The following is a 15,132-nucleotide window of genomic DNA, read 5'->3' as shown; positions in this document are numbered from 1 at the left end:
CACCCGTCCAGTGCCCGGTCCGGGCCTCGTCCCGATCCGGCTGTCGGCGTACGGTGAACCCGTTCCGACGATCGGGGTGGTGTCGATGGAAGTCCCCGCATGGCTGACCGCATGGCTGGCCGGCGACGACTACACGATCGCCCGCGAGATCCTCGAGAGGGGTGTCGCGGCGCTGTACCTGGTCGCGTTCGTCTCCGCGGTGAACCAGTTCCCCGCCCTGCTCGGCGAGCACGGCCTGCTCCCGGTGCGGCGTTTCCTGCGGCACCCGTACGCGCGGAAGCAGCCGACGCTGTTCCGCTGGCGGTACTCCGACCGACTGCTCCGGGCCGTGGCGTGGACGGGCGCGGCGCTCTCCGCCCTGATCGTGCTCGGCGTCGTGCAGCTCGCGCCCACGTACGTGTTCGTCCCCGTCTTCCTGATCGTCTGGTTCCTCTACCTCTCGATCGTGAACGTCGGGCAGACCTTCTACGGATTCGGCTGGGAGAGCCTGATCTGCGAGGCGGGTTTCGTCGTCGCCTTCCTCGGGGCGTGGGACACCGCTCCCCCGATCACGATCGTGTTCTTCATCCGCTGGCTGGTGTTCCGCCTGGAGTTCGGCGCCGGGATGATCAAGATGCGCGGCGACCGCTCGTGGCGCGACCTGACGGCGCTGTACTACCACCACGAGACGCAGCCGATGCCCAACCCGTTCAGCCGCACCGCGCACCTGCTGCCCAAGTGGTGGCACCGGGTGGAGGTGCTCGGCAACCACTTCGCCCAGCTCATCGTGCCGTGGTTCCTGTTCGCGCCGCAGCCGGTGGCGAGCATCGCCGCGGCCGTCATGATCCTGACGCAGCTGTGGCTGGTGCTCACCGGCAACTTCGCCTGGCTCAACTGGATCACCATCGTGCTGTGCTTCGCCGGGGTGAGCGACGGCGTCTGGTCCTGGCTGCTGGGCGGCGCCGACGTCGGCCGCTTCGGTGCCGAGACCGTGCCGCTCTGGTACGCCGTGGTGGCGGTCGCCGTGACGGTGTTCCTCGTCGTGCTGAGCTGGCCGCCGCTGCGGAACCTGTTCGCACGCCGCCAGCTGATGAACGCCTCCTTCAACCGCTGGCACCTGGTGAACGCCTACGGCGCGTTCGGGAGCGTCACGAAGGAGCGCTACGAGGTCGTGGTGGAGGGCACCGCCGACGACCCGTACGACCCGGAGGCGCGGTGGGAGGAGTACGGCTTCCGCGGCAAGCCGGGCGACCCGCGCCGGGTGCCGCGCCAGTTCGCCCCGTACCACCTGCGGCTGGACTGGCTCATGTGGTTCCTCGCGCTCGGCTCGCGCGACTCGCCCTGGTTCGAGGTGCTGCTGCTGCGGCTGCTGGAGGCGGACGGCCCGACGCTGAAGCTGCTCCGGTGCGACCCGTTCGGCGGTCGGGCGCCGCGCGCCGTGCGGGCGCGGATGTTCCTCTACCGGTTCAGCACGCACGCCGAGAAACGCGAGACCGGGGACGTGTGGGTGCGGTCGGAGGTCGGCGAGCTCGTGCCGCCGGTGAGCCTGCGCTCCGGTCAGTAGCCGGTGCGCTCCTCCTCCAGCCGGGCGAGGTCGCGCCAGATCAGCAGCCGGAGCCGCGCCGGCTTCTCGCGCTCGTAGTCGGCCTTCAGCGCCTCGGCGCCCGAGAAGGCGTCGAGGCCCGCCTCGATGGCGCGCCCCACCTCGTCCCACGCGTCCTGCCGGCCGCGCTCGACCAGCGCCAGCAACTCCTCCTCGGAGTCGGCCTTCCGGCGCAGGGCCGCGGCGAGCGCGATCGCGGCGTCGCGGCGCAACCGCAGGTTGTCCGCATCCACCCGGCGGTAGTCGTGGGGGTGCTCGGCGTCGCCGCTCAGCTTCTCGGCCGCCTCCAGCTCCTCCTCGATGCGGCCCGCCGCCACGCCCTGCTCGGACGCGAGCTCGCGCAGCATCGCCGCGGCCTCCATGGCGTGCAGCGCGGGGTCGTACGAGTTGCCGTACTGGATGGTGTCGACGACGATGTGGTTCTTCACCGACATGCGCGTGGCGTATTCCGCGAGCAGCATGCCCTCCTCGACCGACTGCTCGAGGGTGGGCGTCGCGGGCTCCGGGAGGGCGTGCTCGTCGAAGGGCCGCGTGCGCGTCGTCTTCTCGACGCGCTTGCGGAACCGCTTCGGCCAGCGCATGGGACTCCTCGGATGGGGCGGCCGTCGTGCCGCCTCCTCCCATTCTGTCCGATGGCGGGACGCTTTCAGCGGCCTGTGAAGAACCCGTTCGCCCGGCGGGTGAAGAGCAGCACGATGATCAGCAGCGACCAGAGGATCTGGACGATGCCGCTCGCCAGTTGGCCCGTGAAGAGCATGAGCACGCCGTTCAGGATGTCGATCACCATGACGACGGTGACCACCGTCCGCGCGCCCGGGCTGCCGCGCAGCAGGCCGCGGGCGACGATGACGACGATGATGCCGAGCAGGATCGAGATGATGGCCGCCGTGGTGATGCCGGCGACCGAGCCGCCGTTCGGGCCGGCCATCTGATCGCGGGTGATCAGCAGGATCACGCCGCCGATGATGTTCAGGATGCCGTTGATGTAGGTGAGGACGGCCACGAACGTGACCGATCCGGGACGTGCCGCCATGCCGTGTCCTCCGCTCCGCCGCGGGGCGCTTCTCGCCCGGGCGCTTCACCGGTAGCTTGGCGGATATGGCCGGTTATCGCTACGAGTTCGAGGCGGAGCTGTTCCGCTGGGCGTCCCGCCGCGAGCTGTGGGTGTTCGCGCAGCTGCCGCCGGACGTGTCGGAGGAGATCCGGCTGCAGCCGCATCCACCGGCCGGGTTCGACTCCGTGAAGGTGGTCGTCACCCTGGGCGGCTCGCGCTGGTCGACGTCGATCTTCCCGCAGGCCGACGGCAGCTATGTCGTCCCGATCAAGGGCGCGGTGCGCCGCGCGGAGGGCGTCGAGCTCGGCGACCGGGTGCGGATCGGCGTCGAGACGCTGCTCTGACGCCCTAGCGCGTCCCCGACATGATCGTGTTCAGGGCGAGCACGATGATCAGGCCGTTGAAGAAGTAGCTGAGCACCGAGTGCCAGACGATGGTCCAGCGCATCCGCGTCGCCAGCACCTCGACGTCGGAGGCGGCGAACGTGGTGCCGAGCGTGTAGGCGAAGTACACGAAGTCGACGAAACGCGGGACCGGCGCGGGCGTGCCCTCGGGATGCGGGAAGCGCAGCATCGGCTCCGGGGCCGCGAAGTACCGCTGGTAGTAGATCTGCGAGAAGCCCCAGTGCAGGAACCCCCACGCGAGGAGCATCGACCACACCCCGACGAAATCGGTGACCGATCCGATCTGCGGGTCGTTGTGCAGGGCGAGCACCTGGATCGCCGCGGTGAGGCCGATCAGGCTGGAGAGGATGGTGGCGACCATCGAGATCAGGCGGGCGATGCGGCTGGTCTCCCACCGGGCCGGCCGCGCATCGGACAGCGCCGGCCGCCGCGCCACACGGCCCAGCACGATCAGCACGACGACGAGGTAGAGCGTGCCGATCCCGCACCAGGTGGCGAGCAGTTCCAGCGTCGTGGCGTCGTCCTCGGAGAGCACGACCAGCCACACCCCGACGACGATCATCGCCAGCTGGGCCAGGAGGCTCGCGACGAGGCCCAGGACGACCACCGGCCGCCGCACGGGCGCGCTCTGCGACATACCTGGATGCTAGCGGTGCCGCGCCGCGTTCCCGGGTAGCGCGGGGCGCAGGGCAGGATGGAGGGGTGCAGCCCCTCCTCGTCGTCGCCGCGGTCCTCCGCGACGGCGACCGCGTGCTGGCCTGCCGCCGCGCGCCCGGCAAGGACGCCGCCGGGCGCTGGGAGTTCCCCGGCGGCAAGGTGGAGGCGGGCGAGACGCCGGAGGCCGCGCTGGAGCGCGAGATCGCCGAGGAGCTCGGGGTGCGCATCCACGTCGGGGCTCTGCTCGACCGCACGGTGACGACGCGCGCCCAGGGCCGGCCGATCGACCTGGCCTGCTACGCCTGCGGGCTGGACGGCGACGTCCCGGTCGCGAGCACCGACCACGACGAACTGCGCTGGGTCGCCCTCGAGCACCTGAGCACGCTGGAATGGGCCGAGGCGGACCTCGCCGCGGTCGCCGTCCTGACCCGGGAGGTCGTATGAGGGCCCTGTACTACGAGCGCTTCGGCGGGCCGGTCGAGGTCGGCACGCTCGCCGACCCGGCGGTGCCGGACGGCGGCGCCGTCATCCGGGTGGAGGCGTCGGGGCTGTGCCGGAGCGACTGGCACGCCTGGGCGGGCCACGACGACTCCGTCGCGCTGCCGCACGTTCCAGGCCACGAGTTCGCGGGCGTGGTCGAGGCCGTCGGCCGCGGCGTGACCCGCTGGCGCGCCGGCGATCGGGTCACGGCGCCGTTCGTGAACGGCTGCGGCGAGTGCGAGTGGTGCCTCTCCGGCCAGGCGCAGGTGTGCCCGCGGCAGACGCAGCCGGGCTTCACGCAGTGGGGGTCGCACGCGCAGCTGGTCGCGGTGCGCGCCGCCGACACGAACCTGGTGCGCGTGCCGGACGGCCTCTCGTCGGACGCGGCGGCGAGCCTCGGCTGCCGCTTCGCGACGGCGTACCGCGCGGTCACGGCGCGGGCACGCATCCAGCCCGGGGAATGGCTCGCTGTCTACGGCGCCGGCGGAGTGGGCCTCAGCGCCGTGATGATCGCGGCCGCCCTCGGTGCGCGCGTCGTCGCGGTCGACCGCGCCCCCGCCGCGCTGGAGCTCGCGGCGCGGCTCGGGGCCGAGAGCACCGTCCCGGCGGGATGGGAGGCGCCCGCGCTCGTGACCGAGCTCACGAACGGCGGTGCCCACGCCTCGATCGACGCGGTGGGATCCGCGGAGACAGCGTCGTCGAGCATCCGGTCGCTCCGGCGGCGCGGCCGCCACGTGCAGGTCGGCCTGCTCGCCTCGGCCGTCCCCGAGCTGCCGCTCGGCCGCGTGATCGCCTGGGAGCTGGACGTGCTCGGCAGTCACGGCATGGCCGCCGCCGACTACCCCGCCATGCTCGACCTGGTCGCCGCCGGCCGCCTGCGCCCGCAGGAGCTCGTCGGCCGCTCTGTCGGCTTCGCCGAGGCCGCGCGGCTGCTGGAGACCGCCGACTCCGCGCCCCCGACGGGCATCGCGGTGCTGCATCCGGCAGGATGAGGACATGCGCATCTCCGACTTCGAACGCCCGGACACGGCCGCGGCCCGCGCCGCCGTCCAGATCGCGACGACGTATCACACGCCCTCGCTGCTCAACCACGTGGAGCGGTCGTGGCTGTGGGCCGAAGGCTTCGCCGTGCTGCGCGGCCTCGACGCCGACCACGAGCTGCTCTTCGTGTCGGCCCTGCTGCACGACCTCGGCATCGTGCCCGAGTTCGACAACGCGACGCTCGCCTACGAGGACGCCGCCGGTCACGTCGCGATCGCGCTGACCGCGGGCGCCGGGTGGGAGCCGGAGCGCCGGGTCCGCGCCCACGAGGTGATCGTGCGGCACAACTGGCCCGAGGTCGACCCGGCGATGGATGCGGAGGGCCACCTGCTCGAGATCGCCACCGCCCTCGACATCTCCGGCGCCCGCGCCGACGACCTGCCGCTCGACTTCCGCCGGGAGGTGCTCACCGCCTACCCGCGGCTCGAGCTCGCGGCCGAGTTCGGCGCGTGCGTCGCCGACCAGGCCGAACGGAAGCCCGGCACCTCGGCGCGCCGCCTCGTCGACGGCGGCGTGCAGCGGAAGCTCCGCGACAACCCGCTGGAACGTATCCTCGAAGGGTGATCGCCGTATCCCCCGCCCCCGTCGTGCTCTCCGCCGACGTGTGGCGGGAGCGCGAGCGCGCCCACGCCGAGCGGGCCGACGCGCTCACGGCGGACCATCGGGCGCGGGCGGCCCGCGGCGAGAAGCACCCGGTGTGGGACTTCCTCTTCACCTACTACTCGTACTCGCCCGCGCAGCTGCGGCGCTGGCATCCCGGCGCCGGTGTCGAACTGGCCGACGCGGCAGGCGACGCGCGCGCGTCCTGGCGCTGGTACGCGCCCGGCGCATCCACCGGCTCGCTCGTCGTCGACCGGCCCGCCATGGAGGCGGAGAAGGCGCCGCTGCTGCGGACCGTCGAGCGCATCCTCCGCTCCACCGCGTCGCGGCCAGGACGGTTCGGCTGCTTCGGGCTGCACGAGTGGGCGATGGTGTACCGGCAGGAAGAGCACCGGCATCCCGTCCCGCTGCGGCTCGGGCGGGAGGCGACGGACGCCGTGGTGGAGTCGCACGAGCTGCGCTGCACGCACATCGACGCGTTCCGCTTCTTCACGTCCGACGCGGTGCCGCTCAACCGGTTCGCGCCCACCCGTGAGACGCAGCCGGAGCTGGAGCAGCCGGGCTGCCTGCACGCCGGGATGGACGTCTACAAGTGGGCGATGAAGCTCGGCCCGCTGGTGCCCGGCGAGGTGCTGCTCGACGCGTTCGAGCTCGCCCGCGACATCCGGCTGCTCGACATGCAGGCGTCGCCGTACGACATGCGGCCGTGGGGCGCCGAGCCGGTCGCGATCGAGACCGCCGAGGGCAAGGCGGAGTACGTCCGCCGGCAGCGCGCCTTCGCCGAGCGGTCGAACGCGCTGCGGGCGCGCATCCTCGACATCTGGCCGGGCGTGGAGCAGGCCGCCGCCTAGCTCAGCCGCCCTTCTTCTTGCCGGTCGGCTTCGGTGTCGGCGTGGTCCCGCCGCCGGGTGCCGGGTTGGTCGAGGCGGCCGCGCCCTGCCCGTTGCTCACGGTGAGCGTCACCGAGTCGCCGTCCTCGAGCGATGCGCCGGCCGCCGGGTCGCTCGCCGCGACCGTTCCAGCGGGCTGGTCGCTCGGCACCGGGTTCGGGTCGACGGTCACGTCGAGGCCCAGTCCGTCCAGCAGCTTCTGCGCGACGTCGGGCTGCTTGCCGGTGACGTCCGGCATGGTGATCTGGCTGCCGTAGAGCACGGCGTCGGTCGGTTCGGTGAAGTCGGAACCGCCGTACAGCGCGTTGACCGCCTTCAGGATGGGCTTCGCGATCGAGAACTTGACGTTGCCGCCGCCGACCCCGTTGAAGTAAAGCGAGCGGAGCGGCGTCTGCCCCGACACGTTCCCGACCCAGGTTGCCGTCGCGACCTTGGTGGTGGACGTGATCAGCCAGTTCTCGAGGGAGTCGTCGGTCGTGCCGGTCTTCGCCATGATGGGGACGCCGTCGTACGGGTTGGCGCTGGCGGCGGTGCCGCCGCCCTTGATCACGCCCTCCAGGGCGTACGTCACGCCCGCCGCGATGTCGGGCTTCAGCCCCTGGGTGCAGGTCGTCTTGCTGACCTTGTGGTCGGTGCCGTCGGCGTTGACCACGCGGTCGATCGCGATCGGGGTGCACACCGTGCCGTTGTTGGCGATGCCGGCGTAGGCGGTGACCATGGTGAGCGGCGAGATGTAGTTGACGCCGAGGATCATCGACGGCGTCTGCACCCACGGGTTGCTCTTCGACGCGGGATGCACGCCGAGCCCCTTCGCGGCGTTCACGATCGAGCAGAGGTCGACCTTGGTGCCCATCTCCGCGAACGCGGTGTTGACCGACTCCGCTGTGGCGGACATCACCGAGAGGCGGCTCGCCGAGCCCTCGTCGTTGGTGACCGGCCAGGCCGGACCGTCGATGTTCGCGCAGGTGTTTGTGAAGTCGGACGTCGGGAACAGGTGCTGCGATGCGTTCACCGTCTCGTACAGGCTGTGGCCCGCCTCCAGCCACGCCGCCAGGTCGAACGCCTTGAACGTCGATCCGGTCTGGAAGCCCTGCGAGCCTCCGTAGTCCTCGTCCGTGTTGTAGTTCACCGCGGTCGTGCCGTCGATGGGCGTGTCCGTGTTGTTGAAGGCGCGGTTCTGCACCATCGTCACGATGCGCCCGGTGCCCAGCTCGAGCGCGACGTTGGACGCGCCGAGGTCGATGCCGGGACGGGATCCGGGGATGTACTTGCTCAGCGACGCCTGCGCGACCTGCTGCAGGTCGAGGTTGAGCGTCGTGTAGATCTTCAGTCCGCCGCGGTTGAGGGTCTGCAGGCGGTCGTCCGCGGTCGCTCCGTAGGCCGGATCGGTCAGGATGACGTCGCGCACGTAGTCGCAGAAGAAGGCGGCGTTGTACTGCTGCGCGGCCGCGCATCCCTGGGTCGTCGGCGTGATCGTCGGCGTGATCTTCGTGGCCTTCGCCTCGTCGCGCTGCTGCTTGGTGATGGTGTGCGTGATGTACATGCGGTCGAGCACGTAGTCGCGGCGCGCCTTGGTCAGCGCGTAGCCGTTGGCGGCGCCGTTGTCCTTGTTGTCGGGCTCGTCGATCCGCAGATTCGCCGGGTTGTTCAGGATGGCCGCGAGCGTGGCAGCCTGGGCGAGGTCGAGCTTCGCGGCGGTCGTGCCGAAGTAGTACTGCGCGGCCGCCTGCACGCCGTAGACCTGGCCGCCGAAGCCGACGACGTTGAGGTAACCGGTGAGGATGTCCTTCTTGCTGTAGTTCTTCTCCACCTCGACGGCGTAGCGCATCTCCTGCACCTTGCGCTGCAGGGTGACGCCGGCCGCATCCGCGTAGCACGCCTGGACCTTCTTCTGGCTGGTCAGAGCCTCGCACTTCTCGACCTCGACGTTCTTCACGTACTGCTGCGTGATCGACGAGCCGCCCTGCACGTCTCCCCCGGCCACGGTGGCGACGGCGCCGCGCAGCGTGCCCCAGATGTCGACGGCCCCCTCGGTGTAGAAGCGCGGGTCCTCGGCCGAGACGGTCGCATCCTTCATGGTCTGCGCGATCTGGTCGAACGAGACGTCCTGCCGGTTCTGCGCGAAGAAGGTGGCGATGGGCACATCCTGGCCGCCCTGCTTGGCGTAGACGGTCGAGTTCTGCGCGAACTGCTGGATGTGCAGGTCGGCCGGCAGCGCATTGAAGTCGTTGACGCCGGCGGCCGCTGTTGCGCCGACTCCCAGGAAGCCGGGCAGCAGGAACAGCGAGCTGAGCACGGCGGCGACCAGGGCGAGGCCCAGGAACTGGGCGATCAGCCCTCCGCGGGTGCGTGCGGGCTTCAGCTCGAAGCGCTTGACGGGCTCGAGCCGCTCATCGAGGGCGGCCAGGCGTGCGGGCAGGCGGGATCGATCGGATTCGGGCACGCCCTCCAGGCAACCAGGCCTTTCTGGGCGGCAACAGGGGGTTGCATGTGCGTCGCTTCGCAGATGTTCAGGATGCGCACATCCCCGCGGCCGACGCATCCACGTGGACTTTGACCCCAGTTCGGGTGGGACGCCAGTAGGGTCTGCCGCTGTCTGAGCGGCCAATCGCTAATGTCTGAGACGACACTCACTCGGGAGATTCAATGGAGTTTGCAGAAGTCCTCGCGGCGATGGCGCAGAAAGTCGCCAATCAGCGCGAAGCGATTCACACAGAAGAAGCGACCAAGAACGCTTTCGTGATGCCGTTCATCTCGAACGTCTTGGGATATGACGTCTTCGACCCACTGGAGGTCGTGCCTGAATTCACGGCCGATGTTGGCATCAAGCGCGGCGAGAAGATCGACTATGCGATCGTCCGCGACGGCGAAGTGCAGATGCTCATCGAGGCGAAGAAGTCGACGGAGCCGTTGACCATCGAGAACGCCTCACAGCTCTACCGCTACTTCGCTGTGACCAACGCTCGAGTCGCCGTCCTGACGAACGGCCAGGTGTACCAGTTCTACACCGACCTCGACGCGCCGAACCGCATGGACGACAAGCCCTTCCTGGTTCTCGACCTGCTCGATATCGACGAGACCTTGATTCCCGAGCTGCGCAAGCTCACCAAGGACGCTTTCGACCTCGACTCGGTGATCAACGCCGCAGGCGAGCTGAAGTACATCGGACAGATCAAGCGAGCCCTCTCTGCGCAGTTCCGCGAGCCCGAAGACGAGTGGATCCGGTTCTTCATCAGCCGCGTCTATGACGGCTCCATCACCGCACGGGTGCGTGAGCAGTTCGCCCCGCTGGTGATCAAGGCGACGAAGCAGTTCCTGAACGATCAGGCCAACGAGCGGCTGAAGTCGGCGCTGGGCGGATCCAGCTACGCAACCGCGGATGCGGCACCGGGTGAGGTCGTGACCAGTCAGCCCGCCGCCGATGATGACCTCAATCGCGACACGGAGATCGAGACGACCCTCGAGGAGCTCGAGGGCTACCAGATCGTCAAGGCGATCGCCTGCAGCGAGGTTAAGCCACAGCGGGTGGCGCAGCGCGACTCGAAGTCGTACTTCGCCGTCCTGCTGGACGACAACAATCGCAAGCCCGTTGCGCGGCTCCACTTCAACGGGAAGTCCAAGAAGTACCTGGGACTCTTCGACGAAGACAAGAACGAGACGAGGCACGAGATCGCGTCGCTGGACGAGATCTACCGCTTCGCGGACGACATCAGGGAGACAGTCCGGCGTTACGCCTGATCTGACCCATCGAGGGGGCGACATTGAGGGGGGACAACGGCGTGTGCGCCCCTTGATGGTGGATGCGCGAAAGCGCCGGCCCTGGGGCAGGGCCGGCGCTTGGGCGGGTGAGGCGGGGCGGGTTACGCCGCGACGGGGAGCGCCGCGGGGGCGGCGGCGACGCGCAGGTCGCCGGCCTCGGCGTCCACGATCACGCGGCCGCCCTCGGCGAGCTCGCCGCTCACCATCAGCTCGGCGATGCGGTCGTCGACCTCGCGCTGGATCACGCGGCGGAGCGGGCGGGCGCCGTACTCCGGCTCGTAGCCCGTGTCCGCGATCCAGGCGACCGCCGCATCCGTCGCCTCGAAGGCGATGTCGCGGGCGGCCAGCCGGGAGGCGGTCGCGTTCAGCAGCAGGCGGACGATGTCGCGCAGCTGCACGGCGTCGAGCTTGCGGAACAGCACGATCTCGTCGATGCGGTTCAGGAACTCCGGACGCATCGCCTCACGGAGCTTGCCCATCACGCGGTCGCGGATGTCCTTCTCCGACGCGAAGCCGTCCGAGCCGGCCGGTACGAAGCCGAGGGCTCCGCTGCGGCTGGCGAGGAACTCCGAGCCCAGGTTCGAGGTCATGATGACCACCGTGTTGCGGAAGTCGACCGTGCGGCCCTGGCCGTCGGTCAGGCGCCCGTCGTCCAGCACCTGCAGCAGCAGGTTGAAGACGTCCGGGTGGGCCTTCTCGATCTCGTCGAACAGCACCACCGAGTACGGGTTGCGGCGCACGCGCTCGGTCAGCTGACCGGCCTCGTCGTAGCCGACGTACCCGGGAGGGGCGCCGACCAGGCGGGCGACGGTGTGACGCTCGCCGAACTCGCTCATGTCGAACCGCAGCATGGCCTTCTCGTCGCCGAAGAGGGATGCGGCGAGCGACTTCGCCAGCTCGGTCTTGCCCACGCCCGTGGGGCCGAGGAAGAGGAAGCTGCCGACCGGGCGGCGCTCGTCACCGAGGCCGGTGCGGTTGCGCCGGACGGCCTTGGCGACCGCGACGACCGCGTCGTCCTGACCCACCACGCGCTCGTGCAGCTCGGACTCGAGCCGCGCCAGGCGGGCGCGGTCGGCCTCGCCGACGCGGGACACCGGGATGCCGGTCGCCCGCGAGACGATGCCGGCGATCTCCGGCTCGCCGACCACCGCATCCACCCGGGGTGCGGCGGCGAGCTCGTCCAGCGACCGCTGAACCGACTCGATCTCGTCGCGCAGGCGCGACGCCTCCTCGTAGTGCTCGGCCGCGACGGCGGAGTTCTTCTCGGACTCCAGCGTGGCCAGGCGCTCCATGAGGGCGGACGAGTCCACCCGCTTGCCGAGCGACAGCCGCAGCCGGGCGCCGGCCTGGTCGATCAGGTCGATGGCCTTGTCCGGCAGGAAGCGGTCGGAGATGTAGCGGTCGGAGAGCTCCACCGCGGCGCGGATCGCGTCCTCGGTGTAGCGCACGCCGTGGTGCTCCTCGTAGGCGGCGCGGAGGCCGTCGAGGATGAGCACGGCGTCCTCGATCGAGGGCTCGCCGACGGTCACCGGCTGGAAGCGGCGCTCCAGCGCCGGGTCCTTCTCGATGCGGCGGTACTCCTTGAGCGTGGTCGCGCCGACCAGGTGCAGGTCGCCGCGGGCAAGGCGCGGCTTGAGGATGTTGCCGGCGTCCATGCCGCCGGACTCGCCGGACCCTCCGGCGCCGACAACGGTGTGCAGCTCGTCGATGAACACGATCAGCTGGTCCTTGCCGTCGCTGATCTCGTCCATGAGCTTGGTGAGCCGCTCTTCGAAGTCGCCGCGGTACCGGGTCCCTGCGACCATCCCCGCGAGGTCGAGCGAGACGACCTTCTTGTCCTGCAACTGCTCGGGCACGTCGCCGGCAACGATCGCGCGGGCCAGGCCCTCGACGATCGCCGTCTTGCCGACGCCCGCCTCGCCGACCAGCACCGGGTTGTTCTTGGTGCGGCGGGAGAGGATCTCGACGGTCTGCTCGATCTCGTCGAGCCGGCCGATGACCGGGTCCAGCTTGCCGTCGCGCGCGAGAGCGGTCAGGTCGGTGCCGAACTGGTCGAGCATCGGGGTCTCGGAGCCGTCCTCGGCGGCCTCGGGGCCCGCCTGGCCGCCGCCGACGGTCGTGCTCTGGCGCATGGCCTCGGTGAGGGCCTCCGGGGTCACGCCGGCGGCCTGCAGCACGCGGCCGGCCGGGGCTTCCCGGCCGATCACGAGCGCGAAGAAGACGTGCTCGGGGTCGATGTACGTCGCACCGGAGGCCTGCGCCACCTGGTACGCGTGGAAGAGGGTCCGCTGGAGCGGGGCGGTGATGGATGCGCCGTCCGCGTGGATCACGTCGCCCGGGGCGGGCAGACGCGACTCGGCCGCCTCGGCGACCCGCGCGGGGTCGACGCCGATGCGGCGCATGGCGTCGGCGGCCGGCTCCTGCTCGGCCATCACGCGCAGCACATGCAGCGCGTCGAGCTCGCTGTGGCCGTGCTCCAGCGCGAACCGTCCGGCCTCCGCCAGGATCTCCTGGGTGCGCCGGCTGAGGAAGCGGCTGATGTCGATGGAGCGTGCGTTACGCGCACGCTCACCCGCGAGGTACCGCGCGAGGAACTCGTCGAACGAGTTGGCGCTGTCACCGTCGGGAGTGAAGTTCTCAGGCACGTGTTCTCCTGTTTCTGAAAGTTGAGCCTTGTGCACTCAAGTCCAACGCAGGAGGGACTGGTTTATTCCGTCGTGCCGGGATGCGCGTCCGGGGCGGTCACTCCCCCGCGTCGAGCGCGTCGAGGGCGGCGACATCCTCGGCCGACAGCTCGAAGTCGACGTCCGCGTTCTCGCGGATGCGCTCCGGCGTCGTCGACTTCGGCAGTGGCAGGATGTCCTTCTGCAGCAGGTAGCGGATGCTGACCTGGGCGACCGACTTGCCGTACTTCTCCGCGATCTCCCGGATGTCGGCGTTCTCGAGCAGCCGGCCGGTCGCGAGCGGGGAATAGCCCTCGACGAGGATGTCGTGCTCCTTGCTGAAGGCCGTCGTCTCCGGCTGCGTGTTGCCGACGAACCAGCGGATCTGGTTCGCGTGCGGCACCACGTCGGTCGAGCCGAGCAGCGACTCCAGGTCGGCGACCTCGAAGTTGCTGACGCCGATGGCGCGGGTGCTGCCGGCCTCGTAGACCTCCTCGAAGACCTTCCAGACCTCGATGTTGCCGGCGCGGTGGTCGCTGCCGATCGCGTTCCACGGCCACGGCGCGTGGATCAGGTACAGGTCGATGTGGCCGAGGTCGAGGAGCGCCAGCGAGCGCTCGAACGCGTGCCGGGCTCCCTCGGCGTCCTTCACCTCGGCGGGACACTTGGTCGTGATGAAGATCTCGTCGCGGGAGATGCCGCTGTCGCGCACCGCGCGTCCCACGCTCGCCTCGTTGCCGTAGGCGCGGGCCGTGTCGATGTGGCGGTAGCCGGCGTCGAGCGCGGTGCGCACCGAGTCGTAGGTCTCGGACCCGTGCGGGATCTGCCAGGTGCCGAAACCGATCTTGGGGATGGTGACGCCGTTGGAGAGGGTGAAGGTGTCGGTCAGTGCGGGCATGGGGGTTCCTTCCTGAAGGATGCGGTGCCGCACATCGTAGCCCCGCCGCGCGATCAGTCGACCGGCTCCGGACGTCCGTTGCGGAGGTGCTCGTAGACCACACTGGTCCGCACGTCCGCGATCTCGCGGCGCTGCGTCAGGCGGTCGATCACGAAGGCGTACAGGCTCTCGTTGTCCGCGACGGCGACGTGGATGATGAAGTCCTCGTTGCCGCTGGTCACGAAGACGCCGAGCGTCTCGGGCAGCGACGCCACCCAGTCCCGGAAGCCTTCGATCACCGGACGCGACGGCGGACGGATGCGCACCGCGATGAGGGCCTGGACCGGCCGGCCGATCGCGGCGAGGTCGACGTCGAGCACCGCCCCGCGGATGATCCCGCGGCGCCGCAGGAGTCGCGTGCGTTCGAGCGCGGTGCTCGGCGAGACGCCGACGGCGGCGGCGACGTCCCGGTTGCTGCGCCGCGCATCCGACTGGAGTTCACGCAGGATCGCCCGATCAAGTTCGTCCATAAGCGCGATCCTAGCCTCTGTGCCGAACGAAATTCGGTGCACGCGCAGGCGGCTCGCATCCTCGCTAGGTTCGGTTCGATTGGACCGAACGAAGGAGACCTGAATGCCCGAATCCGTCGGCTTCCGACCGGACGAGATCGACACCGCCGCGCCGACGCGCTCGGCCCGCCTCAAGTGGGTGATCGTCGTGGATGCCGCTCTCGCGCCCGGGATCGCGGTCAACGCGGCCGCCTGCGTCGCCGCCGCGACGCAGGCGCACGTGAGCGGCCTGCTCGGGTCCGCCGCGGTGGATGCGGACGGCGGCGAGCATCCTGGGCTCCCCTGGGCCGGATGCTCGGTGCTGGCCGCGACGGCCGAACAGCTCGTCGGCATCCGGGCGAAGGCGGAGTCCTCGGAGGGCGTCTTCGTCTCGGACATGCCGGTCGCCGCCCAGCAGACCCGCGTCTACGACGAGTACCTCGCGACCGTCGCGGCCACCGCCTCCCCCGACCTTCCGCTCGCGGCGGTCAGCGTCGTCGGACCGCGCAACCGCGTCGACCGGATCGTCGGCCGCCTGCCGCTGCTCTGACCGGATCGCCCGATCGGGCCTCCCGCG

General features: G+C 70.4%; 15 protein-coding genes. 8 read left to right on the top strand and 7 right to left on the bottom strand.

Translation table 11 applies throughout. The annotated features are described in order from the left end of the window. The first annotated feature begins 85 nt into the window (after positions 1-85). Entirely contained in the window at positions 86-1,543 is a 1,458-nt protein-coding gene (locus J2W45_RS00845; RefSeq protein WP_310128186.1) for a lipase maturation factor family protein, read from the top strand. On the opposite strand, the gene J2W45_RS00840 is transcribed toward J2W45_RS00845, so the two are convergent. Together J2W45_RS00840 and J2W45_RS00835 are read right to left on the bottom strand one after the other, a co-directional pair. Beyond that, on the bottom strand, positions 1,537-2,163 hold the full coding sequence (locus J2W45_RS00840; RefSeq protein ID WP_310128184.1) for a hypothetical protein: 627 nt from the start codon (positions 2,161-2,163) through the stop codon (positions 1,537-1,539). The two genes, J2W45_RS00845 and J2W45_RS00840, sit on opposite strands and share 7 nt — an antisense overlap. Before the next feature lie 65 nt (positions 2,164-2,228). After that, complete coding sequence (locus tag J2W45_RS00835; RefSeq protein WP_310128182.1) at positions 2,229-2,615, bottom strand: DUF7144 family membrane protein; 387 nt, start codon at positions 2,613-2,615, stop codon at positions 2,229-2,231. 65 nt (positions 2,616-2,680) lie between these two features. Between J2W45_RS00835 and J2W45_RS00830 the strand changes: the two genes are divergently transcribed. Then, complete coding sequence (locus J2W45_RS00830) at positions 2,681-2,980, top strand: DUF1905 domain-containing protein (RefSeq protein ID WP_310128180.1); 300 nt, start codon at positions 2,681-2,683, stop codon at positions 2,978-2,980. Positions 2,981-2,984: 4 nt separating this feature from the next. Here J2W45_RS00830 and J2W45_RS00825 read toward each other — a convergent pair whose 3' ends face one another. After that, complete coding sequence (locus J2W45_RS00825; RefSeq protein ID WP_310128178.1) at positions 2,985-3,677, bottom strand: DUF1345 domain-containing protein; 693 nt, start codon at positions 3,675-3,677, stop codon at positions 2,985-2,987. 65 nt (positions 3,678-3,742) lie between these two features. On the opposite strand from J2W45_RS00825, the gene J2W45_RS00820 reads away from it, so the two are divergent. The 4 genes from J2W45_RS00820 to J2W45_RS00805 are packed head-to-tail and all read left to right on the top strand — an operon-like array spanning position 3,743 to position 6,669. Beyond that, positions 3,743-4,141: a (deoxy)nucleoside triphosphate pyrophosphohydrolase gene (locus tag J2W45_RS00820; protein WP_310128176.1), complete on the top strand. Its 399-nt coding sequence runs from the start codon at positions 3,743-3,745 to the stop codon at positions 4,139-4,141. Further along, on the top strand, positions 4,138-5,169 hold the full coding sequence (locus tag J2W45_RS00815) for an alcohol dehydrogenase catalytic domain-containing protein (RefSeq protein ID WP_310128174.1): 1,032 nt from the start codon (positions 4,138-4,140) through the stop codon (positions 5,167-5,169). Before J2W45_RS00820 ends, J2W45_RS00815 begins: the two co-directional genes overlap by 4 nt. Before the next feature lie 4 nt (positions 5,170-5,173). Continuing rightward, positions 5,174-5,782 (top strand): HD domain-containing protein, encoded by a 609-nt coding sequence (locus tag J2W45_RS00810; protein WP_310128172.1) that lies wholly within the window; start codon positions 5,174-5,176, stop codon positions 5,780-5,782. Beyond that, positions 5,779-6,669: a 3-methyladenine DNA glycosylase gene (locus tag J2W45_RS00805; RefSeq protein ID WP_396427046.1), complete on the top strand. Its 891-nt coding sequence runs from the start codon at positions 5,779-5,781 to the stop codon at positions 6,667-6,669. The genes J2W45_RS00810 and J2W45_RS00805 overlap by 4 nt, the downstream gene beginning before the upstream one ends. A gap of 1 nt (position 6,670) precedes the next feature. Here the strand turns inward: J2W45_RS00805 and J2W45_RS00800 are convergent, their stop codons facing one another. After that, a complete protein-coding gene (locus J2W45_RS00800; protein WP_310128170.1) occupies positions 6,671-9,151 on the bottom strand; it encodes a transglycosylase domain-containing protein in 2,481 nt (826 codons plus the stop codon). A 203-nt stretch (positions 9,152-9,354) separates the two neighbouring features. Between J2W45_RS00800 and J2W45_RS00795 the strand changes: the two genes are divergently transcribed. Next, positions 9,355-10,446, top strand: a complete 1,092-nt coding sequence (locus J2W45_RS00795) for a type I restriction endonuclease (RefSeq protein WP_310128168.1) — start codon at positions 9,355-9,357, stop codon at positions 10,444-10,446. 122 nt (positions 10,447-10,568) lie between these two features. Here the strand turns inward: J2W45_RS00795 and J2W45_RS00790 are convergent, their stop codons facing one another. The 3 genes from J2W45_RS00790 to J2W45_RS00780 all read right to left on the bottom strand — a co-directional run bounded on the left by J2W45_RS00790 (position 10,569) and on the right by J2W45_RS00780 (position 14,537). Then, positions 10,569-13,112, bottom strand: coding sequence for an ATP-dependent Clp protease ATP-binding subunit (locus tag J2W45_RS00790; RefSeq protein WP_310128166.1), 2,544 nt, complete (start codon positions 13,110-13,112; stop codon positions 10,569-10,571). 97 nt (positions 13,113-13,209) lie between these two features. Further along, positions 13,210-14,028, bottom strand: coding sequence for an aldo/keto reductase (locus J2W45_RS00785; protein ID WP_310128164.1), 819 nt, complete (start codon positions 14,026-14,028; stop codon positions 13,210-13,212). A 53-nt stretch (positions 14,029-14,081) separates the two neighbouring features. Beyond that, positions 14,082-14,537 carry an Lrp/AsnC family transcriptional regulator gene (locus tag J2W45_RS00780; RefSeq protein WP_310128162.1) on the bottom strand — a complete coding sequence of 152 codons (456 nt, stop codon included), beginning with the start codon at positions 14,535-14,537 and terminating at the stop codon, positions 14,082-14,084. Between the two features lie 103 nt (positions 14,538-14,640). On the opposite strand from J2W45_RS00780, the gene J2W45_RS00775 reads away from it, so the two are divergent. Then, positions 14,641-15,105 carry a DUF2000 domain-containing protein gene (locus tag J2W45_RS00775; RefSeq protein WP_310128160.1) on the top strand — a complete coding sequence of 155 codons (465 nt, stop codon included), beginning with the start codon at positions 14,641-14,643 and terminating at the stop codon, positions 15,103-15,105. Positions 15,106-15,132 lie beyond the last annotated feature (27 nt).

The sequence above is a fragment of the Leifsonia shinshuensis genome (assembly GCF_031456835.1).
GTDB classification, from domain to species: domain Bacteria; phylum Actinomycetota; class Actinomycetes; order Actinomycetales; family Microbacteriaceae; genus Leifsonia; species Leifsonia shinshuensis_C.
The sequence above is the reverse complement of the archived record's forward strand: the minus strand, read 5'-3'. Positions and strand labels throughout refer to the sequence as shown.

Excerpts from the sequence above, each read along its gene's own strand:
- J2W45_RS00815 (WP_310128174.1), top strand. The coding sequence starts at position 4,138 with ATGAGGGCCCTGTACTACGAGCGCTTCGGCGGGCCGGTCGAGGTCGGC.
- J2W45_RS00825 (WP_310128178.1), bottom strand. The coding sequence starts at position 3,677 with ATGTCGCAGAGCGCGCCCGTGCGGCGGCCGGTGGTCGTCCTGGGCCTC.
- J2W45_RS00840 (WP_310128184.1), bottom strand. The coding sequence starts at position 2,163 with ATGCGCTGGCCGAAGCGGTTCCGCAAGCGCGTCGAGAAGACGACGCGC.
- J2W45_RS00835 (WP_310128182.1), bottom strand. The coding sequence starts at position 2,615 with ATGGCGGCACGTCCCGGATCGGTCACGTTCGTGGCCGTCCTCACCTAC.
- J2W45_RS00795 (WP_310128168.1), top strand. The coding sequence starts at position 9,355 with ATGGAGTTTGCAGAAGTCCTCGCGGCGATGGCGCAGAAAGTCGCCAAT.
- J2W45_RS00845 (WP_310128186.1), top strand. The coding sequence starts at position 86 with ATGGAAGTCCCCGCATGGCTGACCGCATGGCTGGCCGGCGACGACTAC.
- J2W45_RS00780 (WP_310128162.1), bottom strand. The coding sequence starts at position 14,537 with ATGGACGAACTTGATCGGGCGATCCTGCGTGAACTCCAGTCGGATGCG.
- J2W45_RS00810 (WP_310128172.1), top strand. The coding sequence starts at position 5,174 with ATGCGCATCTCCGACTTCGAACGCCCGGACACGGCCGCGGCCCGCGCC.
- J2W45_RS00830 (WP_310128180.1), top strand. The coding sequence starts at position 2,681 with ATGGCCGGTTATCGCTACGAGTTCGAGGCGGAGCTGTTCCGCTGGGCG.
- J2W45_RS00785 (WP_310128164.1), bottom strand. The coding sequence starts at position 14,028 with ATGCCCGCACTGACCGACACCTTCACCCTCTCCAACGGCGTCACCATC.
- J2W45_RS00775 (WP_310128160.1), top strand. The coding sequence starts at position 14,641 with ATGCCCGAATCCGTCGGCTTCCGACCGGACGAGATCGACACCGCCGCG.